This is a genomic window from Mesorhizobium sophorae (assembly GCF_002270415.1).
Taxonomy (GTDB): Bacteria; Pseudomonadota; Alphaproteobacteria; order Rhizobiales; family Rhizobiaceae; genus Mesorhizobium; species Mesorhizobium sophorae.
On record NZ_NNRI01000001.1, the window covers coordinates 25,315 to 47,161 of the forward strand.

The 21,847-nt window shown below is 60.3% G+C and carries 14 protein-coding genes and 1 pseudogene; 10 read left to right on the forward strand and 5 right to left on the reverse strand.

Going from position 1 to position 21,847, the window contains the following annotated elements; genetic code table 11:
• The first annotated feature begins 28 nt into the window (after nt 1-28).
• The 4 genes from CGZ66_RS00135 (at nt 29) to CGZ66_RS00150 (ending at nt 4,354) form a co-directional block, all read left to right on the forward strand.
• Nucleotides 29-811: a 3-hydroxybutyrate dehydrogenase gene (locus tag CGZ66_RS00135; protein WP_095081021.1), complete on the forward strand. Its 783-nt coding sequence runs from the start codon at nt 29-31 to the stop codon at nt 809-811.
• A gap of 26 nt (nt 812-837) precedes the next feature.
• Nucleotides 838-1,995 (forward strand): patatin-like phospholipase family protein, encoded by a 1,158-nt coding sequence (locus CGZ66_RS00140; RefSeq protein WP_095080329.1) that lies wholly within the window; start codon nt 838-840, stop codon nt 1,993-1,995.
• 34 nt (nt 1,996-2,029) lie between these two features.
• Nucleotides 2,030-3,424: an NAD(P)/FAD-dependent oxidoreductase gene (locus CGZ66_RS00145; RefSeq protein WP_245330943.1), complete on the forward strand. Its 1,395-nt coding sequence runs from the start codon at nt 2,030-2,032 to the stop codon at nt 3,422-3,424.
• A 225-nt stretch (nt 3,425-3,649) separates the two neighbouring features.
• The gene (locus CGZ66_RS00150) at nt 3,650-4,354 is read left to right on the forward strand and encodes a peroxiredoxin-like family protein (RefSeq protein WP_095080331.1); all 705 of its coding nucleotides are present in this window, start codon (nt 3,650-3,652) and stop codon (nt 4,352-4,354) included.
• Here the strand turns inward: CGZ66_RS00150 and CGZ66_RS00155 are convergent.
• Together CGZ66_RS00155 and CGZ66_RS40505 are read right to left on the reverse strand one after the other, a co-directional pair.
• The gene (locus CGZ66_RS00155; protein ID WP_095080333.1) at nt 4,338-5,243 is read right to left on the reverse strand and encodes a LysR family transcriptional regulator; all 906 of its coding nucleotides are present in this window, start codon (nt 5,241-5,243) and stop codon (nt 4,338-4,340) included. The genes CGZ66_RS00150 and CGZ66_RS00155 overlap by 17 nt on opposite strands.
• Before the next feature lie 389 nt (nt 5,244-5,632).
• Nucleotides 5,633-5,923: a helix-turn-helix transcriptional regulator gene (locus CGZ66_RS40505; protein ID WP_425352247.1), complete on the reverse strand. Its 291-nt coding sequence runs from the start codon at nt 5,921-5,923 to the stop codon at nt 5,633-5,635.
• Nucleotides 5,924-6,744: 821 nt separating this feature from the next.
• Here CGZ66_RS40505 and CGZ66_RS00165 point away from each other — a divergent pair.
• The 5 genes from CGZ66_RS00165 to CGZ66_RS00185 all read left to right on the forward strand — a co-directional run bounded on the left by CGZ66_RS00165 (nt 6,745) and on the right by CGZ66_RS00185 (nt 15,696).
• A complete protein-coding gene (locus CGZ66_RS00165) occupies nt 6,745-7,887 on the forward strand; it encodes a hypothetical protein (protein ID WP_095080335.1) in 1,143 nt (380 codons plus the stop codon).
• A 54-nt stretch (nt 7,888-7,941) separates the two neighbouring features.
• Complete coding sequence (locus CGZ66_RS00170) at nt 7,942-10,008, forward strand: caspase family protein (RefSeq protein ID WP_095080336.1); 2,067 nt, start codon at nt 7,942-7,944, stop codon at nt 10,006-10,008.
• 26 nt (nt 10,009-10,034) lie between these two features.
• Nucleotides 10,035-10,784, forward strand: a complete 750-nt coding sequence (locus CGZ66_RS00175) for a lysozyme (RefSeq protein ID WP_095080338.1) — start codon at nt 10,035-10,037, stop codon at nt 10,782-10,784.
• Between the two features lie 201 nt (nt 10,785-10,985).
• Nucleotides 10,986-14,579 carry a caspase family protein gene (locus tag CGZ66_RS00180; RefSeq protein ID WP_095080339.1) on the forward strand — a complete coding sequence of 1,198 codons (3,594 nt, stop codon included), beginning with the start codon at nt 10,986-10,988 and terminating at the stop codon, nt 14,577-14,579.
• Nucleotides 14,580-14,736: 157 nt separating this feature from the next.
• Nucleotides 14,737-15,696, forward strand: a complete 960-nt coding sequence (locus CGZ66_RS00185) for a DMT family transporter (protein WP_095080340.1) — start codon at nt 14,737-14,739, stop codon at nt 15,694-15,696.
• A gap of 123 nt (nt 15,697-15,819) precedes the next feature.
• Here the strand turns inward: CGZ66_RS00185 and CGZ66_RS00190 are convergent, their stop codons facing one another.
• Nucleotides 15,820-17,586: an adenylate/guanylate cyclase domain-containing protein gene (locus CGZ66_RS00190; RefSeq protein WP_095080342.1), complete on the reverse strand. Its 1,767-nt coding sequence runs from the start codon at nt 17,584-17,586 to the stop codon at nt 15,820-15,822.
• 423 nt (nt 17,587-18,009) lie between these two features.
• On the opposite strand from CGZ66_RS00190, the gene CGZ66_RS00195 reads away from it, so the two are divergent.
• The gene (locus CGZ66_RS00195; protein WP_095080343.1) at nt 18,010-20,094 is read left to right on the forward strand and encodes an adenylate/guanylate cyclase domain-containing protein; all 2,085 of its coding nucleotides are present in this window, start codon (nt 18,010-18,012) and stop codon (nt 20,092-20,094) included.
• A gap of 336 nt (nt 20,095-20,430) precedes the next feature.
• Here CGZ66_RS00195 and CGZ66_RS00200 read toward each other — a convergent pair whose 3' ends face one another.
• Nucleotides 20,431-20,994, reverse strand: coding sequence for a histidine phosphatase family protein (locus CGZ66_RS00200; RefSeq protein WP_167391927.1), 564 nt, complete (start codon nt 20,992-20,994; stop codon nt 20,431-20,433).
• Nucleotides 20,995-21,058: 64 nt separating this feature from the next.
• Nucleotides 21,059-21,752 (reverse strand): annotated as a pseudogene (locus CGZ66_RS00205) (acetamidase/formamidase family protein); the annotation flags it as partial.
• Nucleotides 21,753-21,847 lie beyond the last annotated feature (95 nt).

Genomic DNA, 21,847 nt, shown 5'->3' on the forward strand with positions numbered 1-21,847 from the left:
GCTGCGGCTCCAACAGAAGGAAACGACGATGCTCAGAGGAAAGACGGCGCTGATTACAGGCTCGACCAGCGGCATCGGCCAAGGCATTGCCGAAGCCTTCGCTGCCAAGGGGTGCAACATCGTTCTCAATGGCTTCGGCGATGCGGATGAGATCGAACGCTTGCGGGCGAAGCTGGTCGCCGACCACAAGGTCACCGTTCGTTACGACAATGCGGACATGAGCAAGGGGGGCGCAATCACCGCCATGATGGACAAGGCCATCGCGGAGTTCGGGGCGATCGACATCCTGGTCAACAATGCCGGCATCCAGCATGTGGCGCCGATCGACGACTTCCCGATCGAGAAATGGGAGGCGGTCGTGGCGATCGATCTGATGTCGTCATTCTACACGATCCGGCGCGCCCTGCAGGCGATGAAGGAGCGCAAATGGGGTCGCATCATCAACGTTGCGTCCGCCCACGCGCTTGTCGCTTCGCCATACAAATCCGCCTATGTCGCCGCCAAACACGGCGTCGCCGGCCTGACCAAGACGGTAGCGCTGGAAGTGGCCGAGCAGGGCATCACGGTCAATGCGGTTTGCCCCGGCTACGTGCTCACGCCACTGGTCGAAAAGCAGATACCGGACACGGCCAAGGCGCGCGGGATCACCGAACAGCAAGTCATCAAGGATGTGCTTTTGGCCGCACAGCCGACCAAGCAGTTCGTAACGGTCGAGCAGGTTGCGTCGCTCTGTCTTTTCTTGGCCTCCGACGATGCGGCCTCGATCACCGGCGCGATCTTGCCGATCGAAGGCGGCTGGACCGCCCACTGAAACCGGCAACGAGGAGCGCAAAGGCCATGAACAAGATCACCCGGAACCCCTCAACGTCGGAACCCGTGCCGGAGGCCGTTCGTATGGCTGACGGTTCGGTCAAGCGACAGACCGTATTGGTGCTGCAGGGCGGCGGCGCTCTCGGCGCCTATCAGGCCGGCGTCTACCAGGCGCTCGTCGAGGGCGGGGTCGAACCCGATTGGGTCATAGGCACCTCGATCGGCGCCATCAACGCGGCGCTGATCGCCGGAAACGAACCGCAAGACCGCCTGCCGAGGCTGCGCGAGTTCTGGGACGGCGTCAGCCGCAGCAGCCCGCTCGACGAGTTTTTCCGGATGATGGCTCCAAGCAACATCTTTGCCAACATGGGCACGGTGATGCGCGGCATACCGGGCTTCTTCGAACCGAACCCAAGCGCCATGTTCGGGGTCAATCGCGAAGTGGGTGTGGAGAATGCCTCCTACTACACCACCGATCCTCTCAAGCGGACGCTGGACAATCTGATCGACTTCGATTGTCTCAACCGCCGCCATACGCGGCTGACGGTCGGCGCGGTCAACGTCAACACCAGCGAGCTCAAGTATTTTGACAGCAGCCAGATGCCGTTGTCGGTGGCGCACATCATGGCGTCGGGCGCCCTGCCGCCGGCCTTTCCGGCAGTCTGCATCGATGGCGAGCCCTATTGGGATGGCGGCATCTATTCGAACACGCCCATCGAAGTCGTGCTGGACGAGCGTCCGCGACGCGACGCGCTGATCTTCGCCGTCAACATGTGGCAGCCGCGCGCGACGGAGCCTAAATCGATCTGGCAGGTGATGGGACGGCAGAAGGATCTCCAATACGCCAGCCGCGGCAGAAGCCACGTTGCCCGCCAGGAGCAACTGCATCGCCTGCGCCACGTCGTGCGCGAAATGGGAAAGCTGGTCCCCGAGGAGCGGCGCGACGATCCGATGTTCAAGGAACTGGCCTCCTATGGCTGCCCTTCGGTGATGCATCTCGTTCGGCTGCTTTCGCCACGCCTGGACGGCGAGGACCACACCAAGGACATCGACTTCACGCGCTCAGGCATCTGCACGCGCTGGCAGGCCGGATACGAACATGGCCAGCGCGTCCTCTCGGAAAAGCCGTGGCAGTGCGAGGTCGACATGCTGCAGGGCATCGTGATCCACGAATCGCAGGAATGACGGACCAACGCCTCGGAAACGATGGAGAATACCGATGCAGATCATCACCCCCGGCATGCGGCTGATCCCCGAGGCGGTGCTTGCCAACAATGCCGCCCATTTCCGTACCATTCCGGAGACGCCTTCCCATGCGGATACGTCGCTGCATCGCGTGGTTATCGTCGGCGGCGGTGCGGGCGGACTGGAGCTGGCGACGCGTCTTGGTCGCAAGTTCGGCAAGCGGCGGCTTTCCGTCACGCTGGTCGACCGCAACCGCACCCATATCTGGAAGCCCCTGCTGCATGAAGTGGCATCCGGCGCGCTGAATGCGTCGCACGATGCTGTCGAATACATCGCCCATGCCAGCCGGCACGGCTACCGATATCGCATCGGCGAGGTCGTTGGCATCGACCGTGCCAAACGCCAGGTCTTTGTCGCTCCCAGCTTTGATGACGATGGCAGGCAGATCATCCCGCCGCGTCTGCTGGGCTATGACACGCTGGTGCTGGCCGTCGGCAGCGTCAGCAACGATTTCGGCACGCCGGGCGCCGCGCGTCACGCCATTTCGCTGGATACCGCGGAGCAGGCTGTCCGTTTCAACAAGCGCATGATAGACGCGTGCCTGCGCGCCAACGCGCAATATGAGCAGCTTTCGCCCAGTCAGCTTCATTGTGTCATCGTCGGCGCCGGGGCCACCGGCGTGGAACTTGCCGCGGAACTGCACAAGTCGATGCGGGAGATTGCATCGCACAATCTCGACAACATCGATTTCGAGAGATTGATCCGCATCACCATCGTCGAAGCCGGGCCGCGGATCCTTCCGGCCCTGCCGGAGCACATCGCACGAGCTTCGGCACGTCTGCTGGTCAAGCTCGGCGTGCAGATACGGTGCGGCATCAGGGTCAGCGAGGTGACGGAGGACGGCGTCAGGCTCGGTGAAAAACTTTTCGTGCCGGCCGAACTCGTGGTCTGGGCAGCCGGGATCAAGGCGCCGGACTTCCTGAAAGGGCTAGACGGTCTCGACACCGATCGCATCAACCGGCTGATGGTGCACGAGACCTTGCGCGCTTTCGGAGACGAGAACGTGTTCGCGATTGGAGACTGCGCGAGCTGCGTCCTGCCGGGTCATGAAGACACCCTGCCGCCGCGGGCCCAGACAGCCCACCAGCAGGCCGATCATATGGTGAAAGTCATTTCAGCGCGTCTCGCTGGACAGGCTGCGCCGGCATTCCGTTACCGCGACTACGGTTCGCTCGTCTCGCTGGCCGACTACGGTGCGTTCGGCAGCCTGATCGGCGGACTCAGAATCGAAGGTCTGCTCGCCCGGCTGATGTATCGCTCTCTCCACAAGCTGCATCTCAAGGCGGTGCATGGCCTTGTGAAGACCGCCCTAGACTCGATTGGCGAGATGTTTGCGAGGCGCACCCGGCCTCGCATCAAGCTCCATTGAACACGTGCAGGTGGCGACTTGGAAAAGTATGGTGTCGTGATCCCGGCCTTCTCGTCGGATACCAGGAAACGATGTCACACTGTAACGAATTGAGGACGAGCCACGAACAGAATGCGAACTCAACATGCCTCGATGCATCTTGGGCATCGAAACGATGCAAGGCAAGCATGACCCCGCCCGAGGAGCTCCAATGATAGGGTGCACGCAATCCACGAAAGTGCAGAAATGGCCGCCAACGACCAGGCAATGACATTTGAACAGTCCGTCCAGGCTGCCATTGAACTTGATGCGTCCCTGAACGAACGGCTGGCGGTGATTGCTGCGGCGGTGCGCCGCTTGGACGCGAATTTCGCCGATGCAGTGGACCGCTTGGTGGGACGCTTGGAGAAACAAGGGGCGGGCGCGATGGCGCCGGTGCCGGGTGATGTCATGCCGGCGTTCCTGCTGCCTGACGATGAGGGCAAGCTGGTCAGTCTGGCCGACGTGCTGCAAAGGGGGCCAGCGGTGATCACCTTTCAGCGCGGGCATTGGTGCCCCTATTGCCGTTTGAACGCGATTGGCATCGTCGAAGCCCAGCCCGAGATTGCCACCCTGGGCGGCCAGATCGTGGTGATCGTGCCCGAGCGGCGCAAATTCGCGAAGGCGATGAAGACTGCCGTCGGCGCGACGTTTCCCTTCCTGACCGACATGGACAATGGCTACGCCCTGTCTCTCAATCTTGCGATCTGGGTCGGGGCGGAGATGGAGCGGCTGATGGGGCTAGGCCTCGATCTCCCCAACTATCAGGGCAACAGCAGCTGGTTCCTGCCAATCCCTGCAACCTTCATCATTGGAACCGACGGGATCATCACCGATCGCTTCGTCGATCCCGACTACCGTCGGCGGATGGACATCGACGATCTGATCGCGGCGCTCAGGCGGGCTCGCTGACGCCAAAAGATGACCAGTCGGTCGACCGCAACAGGTTGAGCAGCGTCGTGGCCACGGGTGAGCGATGTCGGCCGGCAACCGCGTAAACGGCGACGACCCGGGAGATATCGACGTCTCGCAGCTTGAGCCTGCGGATATTTGGCGTCCGTGGTGCCGTCACGGAGACGAAGCCCACCCCGGCGTTGGCCTCCAGCAATGCCAGCAGGTCGTGGTCGGTCTCGACTTCATGCGCGGTGCGAGGCGTCAGGCCTTTCGCGGAAAGGCAGCGGGACAGTTCCTCGCTGGTTTCCCAATCGATCCGGCTGAGCACAGGTTCCGCCGCCAGTTGGCTCAGCGCGACATCGGCCTCGTTGCGGCGGGCAAGTGGGTGATCGGAGTTCACGACGAGCTCTATGCCCTCCTGGAAGAGCGGCCAGGTGTCGAGCCGATCCCAGGCCTGCCCCAACGGACCGGCAACGGCTAGCTCAACCTCACCGTTCTTGAGAGCCTCAACGACAGCGCTCGGCGAGCCCCGGTTGATCTTGAGATGGACTCCGGGATAGGCGCGAAAAAGCTCCGTAAACGGCGATACCAGCAGCGCAATGTTGACGCTGTTGGAAATGGTGACGTTAAGAGGCGCCACGTCGCTGCTTTGCACAGCCTTGGCGAGTGATTTTGCGGAAGTGGCAGCGTCGTAGCACTGTTGCAACAGAGGCAGCATACGCCTGCCGAGTTCGGTCAGGTGAGATTGCTGGCGCTCGCGCCGGAGAAGCTCGCCCCCCAACTCCTCTTCGAGCGTCTTGATCGCTCGAGTCAGCGCGGGTTGGGTAACGTTGCACTCTTCGGCTGCTCTGGTGAAATTAAGCGTGCTGGACAGGGCTAGGAAATAGCGGACTTGCTGCATCTCCATGAATCTTCGCCCCCTCAGCGAAATGATCTATCAGCGACTGCGCATGTTTGCAGGCTAGCGCATTGCAGCCGTTCCGGCAAAGTGTGGCAACGTCGCTAGGCGGGACGCTATGCAGCATGGCTAGTCAATGTTTGCTGTGGGCCGGATCAAGTCGATCATCGCGATGGGTTGAAAGTAGCGCTCCCGGCTCGATGTCATGCGTCAGCGCAGGAACGATTTCGTTTTCGACATCATGCGTCGTCAGCGCCTTCGTGAACTCCGCGAGCATCGGATCGGTGCGACATGAGAATCCTCCTGTTGGGGTTGTTAGCGAGGAACGTCGGGTTGCCTCTCGATCCTTCCCTCAGGTGAAATGCGCGATCACTTTGAGGGAACAGAGGCGGTTCGAGCTAGGTGGCTTGTCGTCGTGATGAGTGGACCATCGCGCCCGTGCCGACGCGATGGTCCTCCGTTTCAGATCGACCTGTCGTCGGTTCGCTTAACCGGGCGACTCTTGCGCCGATGGACGTCAGCCCCGGCGCGATCTTCGCGCGACCCTCGATATAAGCTTGGCGGCGCTGCTCCAGCCATGCTTCGACCTCTTCAAGGTCCCAGGCGACGCATCGCGGCGTGAGATTGAAGCGGCGAGGGAATTCACCGCGCTTCTCCATCGCGTAAATGGTGCTTTCGGCGAGCCGCAACTCGTGCCGCCTTATCGTTCGCGGCAGGCCTGTCAGGACGGTTGCGGGACCCGAATATCCAACTGGATCTTTGTCACCGTCATCGTGATAGGGCATCATCAGGACGCGTATGCGGCTTCCGGCCGCACCATCAGCCGGGCCTTCTGACCGCGATCGAAGGCCTGCATGGTCTTGACGCCCTTGACGATCGAGCCATCTGCCAGGCGGACTGTTGCCGCGTCGCCTGACGTCTCAAAGTGCTCGACGGCCAGGTCTGCTTTGCGCCTGATCTCGGCCGCTAGATCGGCTTTGGCGTTTCATGAAAGCCGACGTCGCAGTTAACCTTCCGCCTGCGCAATCAATGGACCGACGTTTTGGTCGTCATTCCGGGTTCTCGTCCGGGTGACCGAGCTCGCAGAACCAGGAGAGCGCCTGTCGGCGGCGGACCGCGAGCGCATCGTCGGATGTCCTTGCCCGACGTCATCGTCCTCGTCTTCCACATCCAGCCTTTGGCCTAACAGATCCGATTGGGCAAAAGCGCAGTTCCCTGAAAAAGGATCACTTCAAGCGGCGCCTCAGATTTTTTCGGCACCAATGCCTTGACCTCGCAGGCATGGATGCCTGCACGTCCGTCAGTGCGTTTCGTGGTAGGGGCTCAATTTCACATAGCGATACATGGACGGCGCGGCTTCGCCATTCATCTTTTGGAACGCAGATTTCGACGGCAACCCGCCTATCCTTAGTGCGGATAGGCAAACAGAAATCGCTTCATCTAGTATGCGTTCCCCTTCCTAATTATAGAAAGGGAGAGTACGCTTTAAGAAGCCATCCGGGGGGGTGAAATGCGCTTCAGGCAACTGATTGCAGCTCTTGTTCTAGTACTTTCCCAACCTTTTGGCGCACTGGCCGATGAGTTTACCGCCGTAACGCACCCGAGCTTCTCAGCCGTAGAGCCGCGGCTGGTTTATGGGCTGATCACCTACGATTTTGCGTTTACTGGAAAGGACGGCGCTGCAAGAAGCCAATCGGCGTCGGCGTTCCTGCAATCGTTGATAAAATCGAGGTTCAAGAACAAGTCGGGAAACTACATCGTAAGTCTCGATGTGGCGATTGGCGACAAGATCATTGCCACCGAGCCGATCATGTCGGCAACATGGGAAGAGAGCAAATTCCTCTTCGTCACGACATCCGAGAAGTCGAACATCGTCATCAACAGGAACGGTATCCTCATCGACGACATCGTCGTGGATTCTGAGACAAATACAATCTCGTTCTCGATGAAGGTCAGATATAGCTCCAATACGTCGGTGGACATGTCGTTGCTGACCGAGTTGTCGCAACTGTCAAGAACCGCCTCTCTGGCCGGTTTGTCGCCGGGTGTTCAGGCGGTTTCGGACGCCTATGCTCCGTTCGCGACCATCCTCAGCAAGCTCCTGAGCAAATACACCGACGTGTCGATCGTCGACAACACAACGGGCGCGTTCACGTTGCTGGATGACGGATTTCCCAATCAGCTGCGGTACAACGGGACCAACTTCAAGGTTAACATCTACCTGAAGACGCTGAACTCGCAACTGCCGACGAACTTTTCGCCTGAAGGGTTCAAGATTTCCAATTTCGGCCTGCCGCTGACCGAGGTGAAGAGCGGTGTTGGGGCAGCACGGGCACCGGTGATCGATCTGATATCGGCAGGAGCCGACAAGGTTGCCGGATTTGTCAAGGCGATCACGGACGGCGCGCCGCTTGGATCCCCCAAGCCCGTATCCGAAACGGAAATCCACGACAGTTGCGTCGCCCTCAAGAACAAACTCAACAAATTCGTCACCTCAAGGGATGCGGCATTGGTGTACTGGTCCTTCCTTCGAAGCTTCCATGCGGCGCTGGTGCAATACAAGGATGGCGTCAGCTGCGGCAGGGGCGATTTGGTTGAAGACCTGAGCGCACTGAATTTGCCGCTCAGCGCAAGTGACTGGCCGGCACAATAGGCTTCGAATAACGGGCTGCCTTGCCCAGGTCTTTGTGGTCTCTGGAGCGAAACGATGTTCACAGTAGGCAAGCGGCATTGCCGGGCGCTTTTGGTGGCTTTGCTTCTCTTGGTGTGTCCTCGCGTCGTATTCGCCGAGGAACCGGGTGTGTTCGCGCTCCTTGTTGGCATAAACAGCTACGCAAAGACGCCCGGCTCCGCCTACAACGCATCGGACCTTCATGGAACCGCAAACGACGTTGCCCTGGTGAAGGACCTGCTGACCGGCACCTACGGCGTTCCCGACGACGGCGATCATTACCGGGTTTTGCTGGACGCCCAGGCGACCCACGCCGGCATTCGAGAGGCATTTGCGGATCAACTGATCGAGAAAGCAAAAGCGCATCCGGATGCGACGTTCCTGTTTTATTTCAGCGGTCACGGCTCCCTGGCCATCGATGACAATGGCGACGAGGGCGATGGCTATGATGAGACCATCGTTGCACAGGACAGCCGTGGTCCGGGCGGCACCGACATACGCGACGATGAAATCGAGGCCTGGCTGACCCAGCTCAAGCAATACTCCCATAACATCGTGCTGATCTTTGACAGCTGCCACTCAGGCACGATTTCAAAAGAGCCCACGCTTGCTGCCCGAATGGCGCCGCTGGACGGTAGGCTGCTGAAGGATGCGCCTGTTGAGCGTCACGGCAAGGATGCGTCGATCGCGGATTCAGGCCGCTCATACTCGATCGTCGAAGGGTCCCGGGCCGATGAAGTGTCCAACGAGGATCTTGTCGCTACCGCATCGGGTTCGCAGTATCATGGGCTGCTGACCTACTATCTGGTCCAGACGCTCAAGCGATCTCCACAGCTGACCTATCGCGAGGCAGTGATGCAAGCCGAGAGGTATGTCCAAAAACGTGCGCCATCCCAGCATCCACAGGCGGAAGGAGACTTCGACAGGGTGGTTTTGGGCGGAATAGGAACCCGCCAGCCCCCCTTCATTTCGGTCACGAGTGTGACGCAGGACCAGATTTCGGTCGCAGTTGGCCAGGCACAGGGGATTCAACCAGGAGCAATCATGGCCGTGTATTCCAGCAAGGCAACCAAGCTGGTCGGTGAGGACAGCAAGATCGCGAACGCGGTCGTGATTTCGTCCGACATCGCGACTTCGGTTGCCAAACTGGTCAAAGCCCCGAACGAGCCTGTGACCACTGCGTCGAAAGTTCGAATCGTCTCGCCCTATTCCGTTGAGCAAAAGATTGCGGTGGCTATTGCCGATCCACCTCCAGAGCTGGGCATCGCTGCGGCGGTCCTGCCGATAAAGGCAGCGCTCGCTGATCGACTTCGCGACAATGCGCTGGTGCGGCCAGTGCAGGATCTAGGCCAGGCGACGATGGTGATCGCCATGGGGTGCCTGAACGGTGGCAAGCTTATTCCGATGGAGGAACGCAAAACGCTCAGCCCCGACTGCGACAAGGTCTACTACATCACACCGCGAGACCAGGTTGGGGCCATGCATGGCTACACGGTTTCGGCAAAGGACGACGGTGCCGCCGTCGATGGCATTACGGGTGCTCTCGAGAAGATAGCCCGACAGGAAAACCTGCGCGGGCTGACGAACAGCGTTTCCCCGCTGGCAGGTGCGGTCAGGGTTTCTCTTGTCCGTGTGACAGTTAAGACCGAGAACGGCAAGACAAGCGTGGAGGGCGAGGCTCCGGTGGTGTCATCGGGCATAGAGCCGATGAAGCAGGGAGAATATTTTCGCTTCAGCCTCACAAATACAGGATCACAAGATCTCTACTATTCAATTATCGGATTGGGGAGCAGCGGATCTGTGTATGTCTTGGGAGATGGTGGATCAGGGGACAAATTGCAGGCTGGCGTCACGATCAGCACAAAACCGCCACTGAAGGTCGGGCCGCCCGCCGGCCTTGAATCCTATCTGGTGCTTGCGACGACTTCGCCGGTCAACGTCCATTTCCTCGAGCAGCAGGGCATAGAACCCAGAGATGCCGGCCCGCTTGGCTGGCTTCTCGCTGGGCTCTCTAATCCTGGTTTCAGGGACTCCGCCCAGGTTCCGGATATTGATCTGAATTCCTGGGCAACCATGCGGATGGATATTGAAATTCAACCTTAACGCGGCAAGTCGGAGAAGGACAGACAATGACAGTTTTCAAGAAAGCACGATCGGACGGGCAAGGGTTCAAGCGTAAGCCTTGGTCGCAGGCTGTTCTTCTGGCGTTATGCGTGGCAACAGTCTCGATCGCGCACGTCCAAGCCGGTCAGGCGGTGAAAACCCTCAAGGACAAGCATGCGCCGGGCATCCTCCTGGAAGACACTAAGGATGTACTGCCGCAGGGTGTGGAATTGCGCAAGGTATACCGGCTCGGCATTGAATTGACCAAGAAATGGGAAGGGTGGGTCCCCAAGCGCTATAATGATGCCGTTGGTTACTGCACCGTCGGCTACGGCCATCTCCTGAAGAAGAAGAACTGCGACGGTACGGGCAACGAAGTGGAGTTCCTGAAAGGCATCTCGAAAAAGCGCGGTGAAGAGCTGCTTATCGAGGACATGTCGAAGGCCCAGATCACTGTGCAGCTGGCCGTGCCAAAAGATATCGACGACGGCGCCTATGCCGCGCTTGTCGATTTTACCTTCAATGTTGGCGGCAACAACTTCAAGACCTCGACCCTTCTCGCGGTCGTCAAGAAAAAGCAGTTTGATCGGGTCCCCGAACAGCTCCTCAGATGGACACGTGCGGCAGGCGTCGAACTGGTAGGATTGAAGAACCGCCGCAAAGACGAGATTAAGGTGTTCTTTGATGGAAAGCCGGTTCCGAAGCCGGCGCCCATACCGGGTGAGGATCTGTCGCCTCTCAATATCGATGTTGTTGCCGAAAAGACGGCAAACTAGGATGCATCATTCCACATCCGTGCCGACTCTGGAGGCAGTAGCGCGCAACGGGTTATAGCGAGAGCATCGTCGGCGCCCCTACGCTGCGACGCGTCGCGCGGCGTAGGGCGTGTCGATCTTCGAAGGCAAGCGACGACTGCCCCGACCCAGTTGCAAAGAGAGTTCGCGGCAAGCCGCGACAGCTTTCTATGAGGGCTGCGCATGAGACCACACCGGGTATTTTTCGAGGTCCTGTACTTTTTCCTGATTTGTTCGGTGTTGTGCGGCGCCGCCTTTGCACAGGACATTGGTAGTCGCGGCCCAGACAATTTCGCTGCCCTGGTGCCCAACCTGCGGCCGCAGGAGGCTTCGTTCGTGACGTTCTCACCCAATGGCAAGCTGCTGGCCACAGGTGGCGGGTATGGTGAGCCGGCAGCAAGGCTCTGGGACGCGGACACCGGACGTTTTTTGCGCGTTATTGACGGCAGCAACAGCAGCGCTTCGATCAGAGTGCACGTGAGTGCTTTTGGCTTCTCCGACGACGGGCTGACCGCTGTGACAGGAGACGATGAGGGGCGGCTTCTGTTGTGGGACCTGAAGGGCGGTCGAGTGCTGCAGGAATACGCGACGCAACACCAGGCGATCTATTCGATTGCGATCTCGACTGATGGAAAAGAGGTGGCCCTCGTCGAGGAGGGCGGCATTGAGATATTTGACATTGCGGTCGCAAAGCCGATCTTTTACCGCAAGACGCCCGACATAAGTTACGGCAAGATCGAACGCCATGGAACTGGATGGGCGGCCATATCATGGAGCCCCGGCAGGGTCCTGTTCCTTGACCCCAGGCGCGGCAACGACACAGAGGTTGATCTGGGGGATGACACCACCAGCGTGTCGTTCTCGGACAGTGTCGGCAAGATACTGGTAACCACGTCCCAGGACGTGTCGATCAGGGACCAGAGCAACCACGTCCTGGCCAGAGTTCCGGTTCGAAAGAACGTGCCGACGGAATCCGCAATGTCTTCCGATGGGCACTACGTAGCCCTCGGATACCGCATGGGCCTTGTTGAATTCCTGGACGCGAGCACGCTTAGGCTTCTGCGCACCGTTCCCGTCGACGGCGACCTCGATTCACTCAATTTCTCGCCTGCGCAACCATCGCTTCTGGCGGTCGGGCTGCGATCGAACGGCTCTCCGATTTTTTTGCTGAGCGCCGGTTCCGACAAGGGCGACGAGATCGTCGGCGCATCGATCGATCCAATTGGGTCTGCGGCGTTCCGGCCCTCCAGAAACCACCTGATACTCGCTCCCGTGGCAGGCCCGGTTGCGCTATGGCGCGACGACGATGGCCGAGGCGTGTTCGAGAACCTGGGCAATGGGCCGATATATTCGGGATCCATCGCCTTGTCCTCGGACGGTCAACTCCTGGTTGTCGATTCAAAAAGCGATACGCGTCTCTGGAGCGTCGACTCAAAAATTGGTTCACGCCTTCAAAAAGGTAATCTGGACCATCACGGTGGATGCAACGGGGCTCAAGTGTTCCTTCCCAAGACCCATCAACTGGTGACGACCGACAGCGCGGGGCGCGTGTTGATATGGGATCTGGACTCTCGTGCTCGGCTTATGCTGGACGAGAGTGCCGCCGACAGACGCCGTTGTATCGCCGTCTCCACCGACGGAGCCATGATCGCAGTCTCGGACGAAACCAAGGCAACGATCTCGCTCTGGGATGCAGGAAACCGAAAGCGGATCAGAAATCTCGCTGGCTTGTCGACCAACATCGGAGGCGTGGCGTTTTCACCGGATGGTTCGAAGATTGCGGTGGTCAGTCCTGCAGAAGGTTTCAGCCTGTTGGACATACGCACGGGGGAGAAGCTCAAGAGCGTGGATATCCCGTTGCTGGGATTGACGTTTCTGCCGGACGGCAGGCGACTTGCATTCGGCAAGGATGACGGCGAGATCGCAATTTTCGACTATGTCGCCGGCAAGGTCGAGCGATCCTTCTTTGGCCACGTCGCGAGGATTTCTTCACTGAACGTGTCCGGCGACGGAACGCTGCTGGTTTCGGCAAGTGACGATGGCTCCGCGAAAATATGGGACATTCCAAGCGGCAAGCTGATGCAGACGATCGTCTTTGGCCGTGAGGGTACCTGCCGGAGCGACGTGGAGGGCAGCCACGCTGGCAATGGGCAGGCGGATCGTTCGGTCCCGACATCTTGTTGGATGAGCTTTGACGCTGACGGGCGATTTGATTCATCGGCCCTGGAGTCCATGCCGCTGGTCAGCTGGGTGGTCAGCGATGATCCCTTCAAGGCCCTTCTGCCCGAGATATTCATGCGGGATTATTACGAGCCGAACCTGCTTGGCCGGCTGCTGGCGTGCCATGGGGCTGAGGCGAGCGGAAAGAATGCGAACGCGTGCGCCGACGCGTTCAAGCCGGTACGGCCGCTGGCCTCGCTGAATCGGATCCAGCCGGATGTACGGATTGTGAGTGTGAAGGCGGGGCCGACACCTGATGTTGCCCTGGTGGAGGTTGAGGCATCGGGCAAGGAAGATGCCTCACAGCCGAATGGCAAGACGAGCACCGGGATTTACGACCTACGGCTGTTCCGTGAAGGGCAACTGGTGGGCCAGTGGCCCGAGCCGAAGGACGATGCGGCGGTGGTCGGCGACGATCTTGATGCGTGGCGCAGCGCTTCGCGCGTGGCGATGACGCCGGGAAAGATCCTGGCGAGGCACGTCTTCCCGGTCCGGCTTGCAGGCGGTGACAAGGGCAAGAAGGTGACGTTCACGGCCTATGGGTTCAACGAGGACCGGGTGAAGAGCGCGACAGCTACCGACGACAGCTACACGGTGCCGCAGGACATAGCCGTTCCGGCGAAGCCGCGGGCCTATGTGGTGACGGTCGGAGTGAACGAGTACGAGAACGAAGCACTGCGGCTGAACTTCGCCGTGGCCGACGCCAGGGCGATCGAGACGGCGCTGCGGGGAATCAAGGGCTACGACGTGGTGCCGGTGCTGCTGACCACCGACTACGCGCGCACGGAAGGGGATAAACAGATCCCCGCGGTCGACCACGCCAGCAAGGCCGACATCCAGGCGGTGCTGTATCTTCTGGCGGGCAAGGGGGAGGTGGAACGGTCGCGGCTGCGGCAGGAGATCGGCCCGGTCATCGACCATCTGGCGAAGGCGACGCCGGACGATGTTGTGATCCTTGCCTTCTCCGGTCATGGCCACAACGAGCAGGGCCGCTTCTACATCCTGCCGTCGGATTCGGGCAACGACCTGACGAAGCTGGACAGAATGATCTCGAGCGAGGAACTGACGGCGTGGCTGCGCGATGTCGATGCCGGCGAGATGGTGATGATCGTCGACGCCTGTCACTCCGCGGCGGGGGTGCCGGAAGGCTTCAAGCCTGGTCCGATGGGCGATCACGGGCTTGGTCAACTGGCCTATGACAAGGGCATGCGCATCCTTGCGGCCACCCAGGCCGACGACGTTGCCCTGGAGAGCGGCTCTCTCGGCCAGGGGCTGCTGACCTACGCGCTCAAGGAGGGGCTGACGGCCGGCACCGGCGCGCACACGCTTGCCGACACAGACGGTGACGGCGCCGTCACCATGAAGGAATGGCTGACCTATGCCGAGACCCGGGTCCCCGGCCTGTATCAGGATGTGCTCGCCGGCAAGATCGAGAAGACCAAGGACTCCAGCCCCGATGCCAATCTTCTCGAAGACACCACCCGACACGCCCAGACGCCGGCACTGTTTGATTTTGTGAGAGCGACCGCGCAAGACCCTGTGATTGCAGCCCGCTGAGGATGGTGCGGGAAAGAGCCTCTACGCTCCCTCGAAAGACATATGGCGGCCGAGCGCAGATTCCCTTTCGACCCCATCATTTCAAAACGAATGCACGACCCAACGACGCAGGCTATATTGCCCCACGGGCCGACGTCATCGAAGGGGAGAGCATGACATGCAGGCAATGCCGATAGCGCATCAAGCCGCGCAACCCGTGGTCGGGCCCGTATCCTCCTTGACCGGCTATCCGACCGCCGTCCTGTGCTGGCTGCTTTCGGCTGGGGTCTATATCGCGGCCAAATGGGTGGCGCCTGAAATGCCGCCCTGGGGCCTCTGCTTCTGGCGGCTGACGCTCGCTTGCGCAATCCTGCTGCCGATTGTGCACCATCATCACGACGCGATGATCGGGCTTTTGCGAACTCGCGCCGTGGAGGTCGTCGCCGTGGGCGCGATCGGCCTCACGCTGTGCCAGGGTATGATCTACCATGGCCTCAACGACACCGACGCCACCACGGCCGGCATTATCATGGCGCTGTCGCCTGTCATGACCATGGTGCTCGCCCGTTTCGTGCTTGGCGAGCCGCTCGGCCTGTGGAAGTCGCTTGGCGCGCTGGTTGCGCTCTCCGGGATGATTTTCATCGTTGCCCACGGGAACCTGACGGCGCTGCTGCAACTCAAGTTCAACGCCGGCGAACTGTGGATCGTCGGCAGCGCGTTCTGCTGGGGCCTGTACACCGTGCTTTTGCGCCGTGCCAAATTCGGCATCGAACTCCTGCCGATGGTCGTGCTGCTGCTCGGCGCCGGTGCGCTGGTCGCATTGCCTTTCCATTTTTGGGAATTGTTCAACGACGAACGCTCCGCCTTGGACGTCCACAGCATTCTCGCGCTCGCCTATCTGGCAGGTCCGGGCGGCGCCTTGATGTACTATCTCTACAACAAAAGCGTGGAAACGCTCGGCGCAAGCCGGGCGAGCATGTTGCTCTATCTGCAGACGGTGTTCGTCGCCATACTCGCCTATCTGCTGCTCGGCGAGGACTTGCACGATTACGATCTGGTCGGTGCGGCCCTCATCGTCGCCGGCATCGTACTCGCCACCGTGGTCAAACCCAGGCCGGCTCAACCACGCGTGGCGTAGAAATCTTGCGCGTGACGGCGAGGAACTGGCCTGGAGCTTGTAGAAAGAAGCGTCGCAACTGTTTGGTTCTTTCGACATAGATTAATTGCCAGGTCCTTGGAAAACAGCCCCTTGCTATGCCGCCTAATCTGGCAGGCCCGCCAGACGCCAGCCATCAACAAACGGCTGCGCAGTGCTCATGCTCCTAAAGGGCAAGTTCGCTGCCAACTCGCCGATCGCCCAATCTGGATTGCCAGCTAGAAAAAGACCGGCTTCCTCCTGTGCCTCAGGCAGGCGGCCGGCAAGGGCAAGCGCGGCAATCAGGTGCTCCCTCGAACCGGTCCCGTAGGTTTCTTCCCGGCTCAAGGACACAACCGCTTCTTCGTAGTGACCGATGGAAATCTGCGCCATTCCCACGATCCAGAAATACCAACCGGGTGGATGAGGATTTAAACGGAGCGCCTCTGCACAAGCTATCAGCGCCGCTTGCGGCTTGCCCAGGTAGATTTGAAGCTCACCAATCCATGCAACCGCATCTGCATTGTTGGGATTTATCCGAATGGCAGCATCGAACTGAGATTTTGCTTCATCCCAATTGCGCTCAAAAAGCTGAACGCAGCCCAGGATCCTGCGAGCGTTGGAATCGCCGGGATCGATTTCCACGGCTCGTTGCGCATGCATCAAAGCATTTCCGCGGTTGGGTATCTGTGGTTCTCCCCAATCAACCCAGCCAAATAGCAGTGCAAGCGCAAGATTGCTGTGCGCTTCGCAATAGTTTGGATCGAGTGCAACGGCACGTTCCAAAGCTGAACGCGCCTCGCTGTTGTCTGATCTGGAAATACTCCATTTGCCTCGCGACCTGACACAAAGATCATAGGCTTCTAGATTTGACGGTCGGGAATGGGCAACAATATTCTTGTCACCAAGCTTGCCAGAAATCGCTTCAACGACGCGTCGCGTGACCTCGTCCTGAACGTCGAAGATGTCGGCGATATCGCGGTCGAAGCGCTCGGCCCACACGTGATTGCCGCCTTCGGCCGCATTGATTAGCTGCACATTGACACGCAACCGCTTGTTGGATCGCCGTGCGCTGCCCTCAAGAATATATTTGACGCCCAGATCGCGAGCGATCTGACGGACGTCGGTGGGCTTGCCCTTGTAGGCGAAGGTGGAGTTGCGGGCGATGACGAAGAAGCCGGACACGTTCGACAAATCGGTGATGATGTCCTCCGTCAGCCCGTCGGTGAAGAATTCCTGTTCGGCGTCGCCACTCATGTTGACGAAGGGCAGCACGGCAATCGAAGGCTTGTCGGGCAGCGCGAGCGGGTGCGAAGACTTCTCCGGCACGAGGGCGTCCGCCGGTGCCGCGGGCTTGGCCTTGGCGGGAACGCCGACCTGCAGCGAATAGACCCGGATCGGCTCGGCGATGTTCTTGAGTTGCACCGCGCCGCGATCGTAGATCGCGATATCGAGCCTTGACTTCACTTGCCAATAGGCTTGCTCGGAAAGACAGATATTGCCGGGTTCGCAGATGCCTTCAAGGCGCGCGGCGATATTGACGCCATCGCCCATCAGGTCGCCATCGCGTTCTTGCACGACGTCGCCCAAGTGAATGCCGATCCGGAACTCGATGCGGCGATCATCCGGAACCCCGGCATTGCGCTCAAGCATGGCGTTCTGCACTTCGATCGCGCAGCGCACTGCTTCCACCACGCTGCTGAACTCGACGAGGCTCCCGTCGCCTGTGCGCTTGACGACGCGACCACGATGAACAGCGATGGTGGGATCGGTGAGATCGCTGCGCAGCGCCCGCAACCGTGCCAAGATGCGATCTTCATCTGCGCCGGCTAACCGGCTGTAGCCGACCACATCCGAGACCAGGATCGCTGCAATTTTGCGGGCCTCACTCATGTCGTGCTCCCTCCATCCAGTCTGGCACTACTGCCGAGCCAAAGGAAGATAGCCCGCGGCATTGGTCGGATGGTCCGCGTGACCGTTTGCTCGCCGGGGTGGCACGGCGCACGGTGCGGCGCTATGCAGTTGGTGAGTATAATTGCTAAACCCAGCGATAGAACGAGGGGACGGTGTCGGTGCGACCGCGACGCTTCTGCGCCGTGCGGTGCCACGGGCAAATCGACAACGCATTCCCGCACACGTCTCGCAGTAAAGTTGGTATGCATACGCGAGGGAGAGGGTAACAGATGAAACACAATCTTGGCTTGCCGTCCGACTCGACGCCGACGCTCCTATTCCCGAAGACGTGATGCAAAAGCAATGTCAGATCTCATGTCTTCTCAAGATGTGACCCGCTCATCCCGCCCCGCGGGCTGGGGCTTGGCCGCAAAGCTGTTTACAACCCTCGTCCTTCTTGGCGCGACCGCGGTCCTGGTGACCGGGGTGCTCGGTTACATCCGCGCCCGCGACGCCCTCGAAAAAGCAGTCTTCGACCAACTCACGGCCGCCCGTCAGACCAAGGCGCGCCAGGTTGAAACCTACTTCCGCACAATCCAGGCGGAGCTGCGCCTGCTTGCCACTTCCAAGATGGTGGTCGATGCGACACGCGAGTTCCGGATCGCGGTCGACCAACTCGACCGGGCAGGCGCGCCGCCTGACCTGCGGCAGAAGGTCGGCGTTTGGTACGCTGAGAACTTCATCCCCGGAATGACGCGCACCCTAGGCAGGGAACCAGCCCTGTCGGACTACCTGCCGGTCGGTGGTGCCCCCTACTATCTGCAGTATCACTACATTGTGGAGAATCCCAACCCGCCGGAGCGGCGCAAGCTTCTCGACGACGCCGGCGACGGAAGCGAATACACCAGGCTGCATGCCATATATCATCCGTTGATGCGCGCTGCGGCGACCACGGTCGGCTTTTTCGATCTCATGATTGCCGATCCCAAATCAGGTCGCCTGATCTATACGGTCGAGAAGGAGGTGGATTTCACCACGTCCCTTCAATTGGGTCCGTACCGTCGCACCAACGTCGCGGCCGCCGTCGCCCGCTGCTCGCAGATCGCAGATCCGTCAGCCATCTGCCTCGAAGATTTCTCCTTTTATGCGCCATCTGGCGGCGCACCGATCGCCTTCATGGTAGCACCGGTGATTGCCCAGGGCGTCGTCATCGGCGCGCTGGTCGCGCAACTGTCGAATGATGAGATCGACAACGTTGTCACTGGTAACCGCCGCTGGCGGCAGGAAGGGTTCGGCGACACGGGTGAGGCCTATCTCGTCGGACCCGATTATCTGGCGCGCTCAGGCTCGCGGGCGTTCTACGAGAACCGGGAAAACTACTTCGCCGACCTCAAATTCGCCGGCGCTTCGGACGAGGAGATCGCCGCCATTCAGCGCTACGGGACACCAGTGCTGCATCAGCGCGCCGACACCAAGGCCACCCGTGCCGCGCTCGCCGGTGTCGAGGGCACGGGCGAGATCATCGGATACCGTGGCGTCCCGACGCTCGCTTCATGGGGACCGCTCGCGATTTCCGGTGTCAAGTGGGCTCTCGTCGCAAAGATCGACAGCGCCGAGGCCTTCGCACCGATCGCGGAACTCCGCCGGGATCTGCTGCTTGTCGGGGGACTGGCGCTGCTCGTGGTGGCCGCCATCGCCGCCTGGCTTTCGCGCGCGCTGCTCGGACCGCTCCGCGATCTCACTGCCGGGGTGAAACGCTTCTCTGCTGGCGACTATGCGACCAGCGTGCCGGTCCGCACGCGCGACGAGATTGGCGAACTCTGCTCGGCCTTCAATGGCATGGTTGAGGATCTGCACCAGAAGAATCTCGTGATAGAGAACAAGAACCGCGAGAACGAGCAGCTGCTGCTCAACGTCCTGCCGGCACCGATCGCCAATCGGCTGCGCGCTGGCGAGGAGAGGATCGCCGACGGCTTCGCCGAGGTCACGGTCGCCTTCGCAGACCTGGTCGGGTTCACGGCACTGACATCGGAAATGCCGCCGCACGATGTCGTGATGTTTCTCAACGGACTCTTCACGCGCTTCGACGTTGCCGCCAATGATCTCGGCATCGAAAAGATCAAGACGGTGGGCGACTCCTATATGGCGGTGTGCGGCCTACCCGCACCGGTAGCCAACCACGCCGAGCGCATGGTCCGCATGGCCATCCGCATGGTCCACATTACCCGCGAGCACGCGATGGAACACAACGTCTCGATGAAGCTCAGGGTTGGCGTCAACAGCGGGCCAGTGGTCGCCGGCGTCATTGGGAAGAGTAAGTACATCTATGATTTATGGGGTGACACAGTGAACTTGGCGAGCCGCATGGAGTCTGCCGGAGTTCCCGACTCTGTTCAGGTGACGCGCCCCGTCTACGAACGGCTCAAGGACCAATTCGTCTTCGAGCCGCGCGGCGCTATCGAAGTCAAAGGCAAGGGAAAAGTGGAAGCCTGGGTATTGAGATTTTAGGCGCTGGGGGCACCTCCGATGCCGGCTTGCCCTCCACCTATACGCCGTCAATGGATTTCGCCGCGGGCGCGACTGGCCGCCTTCATGCGGTTCGAAGGTCTCGACGAAGCGCATCGGGCCGAAAAGATCGACGCCCTCTATGTGCTCTTCTGATGCCCCGCATGCGGATATCGCACCGCCTTCGCGGATCGTTCAGAACAGATACGACGCCGGGACAGACCAGGTCCCGTCTCCGCGGGCCTTGTATTGCTCGACGAGACAAACGGAGCGCTGGCCACGAAACACGACATATGAAGCGATGAGTCCAAATTATCGGGTTCCGGTTCAAATGAGGGGTCAACCGCACGTGCGAAGGACCCAGCGCGTACCGTCCGAATAGAGACCAATCAAGGAAATTGGCGGGGTATCGATTCGCCAGTATGAAGTTAGCGGTGCCCCCAATATGTGGATCATGGCTGTCCGCACCACCGCCGGGTGAGTAACCGCTATCAGTTGTCCGCCTGCCGACAGCATTGAATCGAGGAACCCTGCAGTTCGGGTGGCCACTTCCGTCAGCGCTTCACCGCCTCCGGGACTATAGGCGGGATCGGCTCGCCATGCGGCAAGCGAACCGGGCTGCGCGGCTTCAATCTCATCTGGCGTCTTGCCCTCCCAGACGCCGTAGTTCTGGTCTCGCAAGCCATCGTGAACCGTTGCGCGGAGACCCATGAGATGGGCTGTTTGCTGGGCGCGTCGCGATGAAGCCACCAACGCGCGGTTCGTGTTCGAAAGCTGCCGACCAAAAGCGCGAGCGAGCTCAACCGAGCGCTTTTCCAGTGTCTCGTCAAACAGCGGGAACCCCGCTTTGCGCATTCTCTGCGTGATGCCGCTGCAAACCAGCGTCAGGCGTGTCGCTCTCATACCGCGCGTCCGCATTTCGGTTCGATGATAGCTGTCTTCGCGGCCAAAGCCTGCAGCAACCAACCTAACAGGTAATAATCGTTTTCCTTACAGCCGCCGCGACGGAATATTTCGGGTCGACAAAATTGCCCAGCCGCACGATGCCGCATTGGCTCAGCAGCATGTAGGCGTCCCATTTGTCGAAGCCGAACTCAGCGACCATCCAGCGGATCAGTTCGCGGTAAGCGATGCGTGTTGCATCCTCAAGGGGTCTGGCGCTGCCGATCGCCATAATGAGATCGGCGGTCTCGAGCCGAGGCCAATCGATTGTCCAGCCCTTGATCAGGTCGACACGGATGGTGACGGTCGCCGAATACTCGACCGCCACGCCGCAACCTCGCCGTCGCCTTGGCAGGCATGCGCATCACCTATGAACACGCGAGCGCCGGGCGAGCGAACGGGCAGGTACGTCACGCTGCCAGGCCCCATGTCCGGCAGGTCCATGTTGCCGCCGTGGTTGTCGGGCGTCAGCGAGTTGATGGAATCGATCTCTGGTGAGCAGCTCAGCGTCCCGATATGAGGCTTGTAAGGGAGCGTGCCCGATCGCTCCAGTAAACATGCTCCTCGTCGAGGTTGATCTTGCGGACCACCTCGGGCAGCGGCTCGTTGAGCATGGCCGTGTACGTCGTACCGGTCAGGGCACCGAACTCCTCGATCATGCAGCACGTGCCGCGTGGGTTCTGGCCACGTGGCACCGTCGACTCTATATAGACCGCAACGGCTACGGGTTGGGAAAACCGAGCGGCACCCCATTCCCGAGGACGTCTGAACACCGAAACCTGAACGCGGCAGCCAGTCGAGCGCTCGCTGCCGG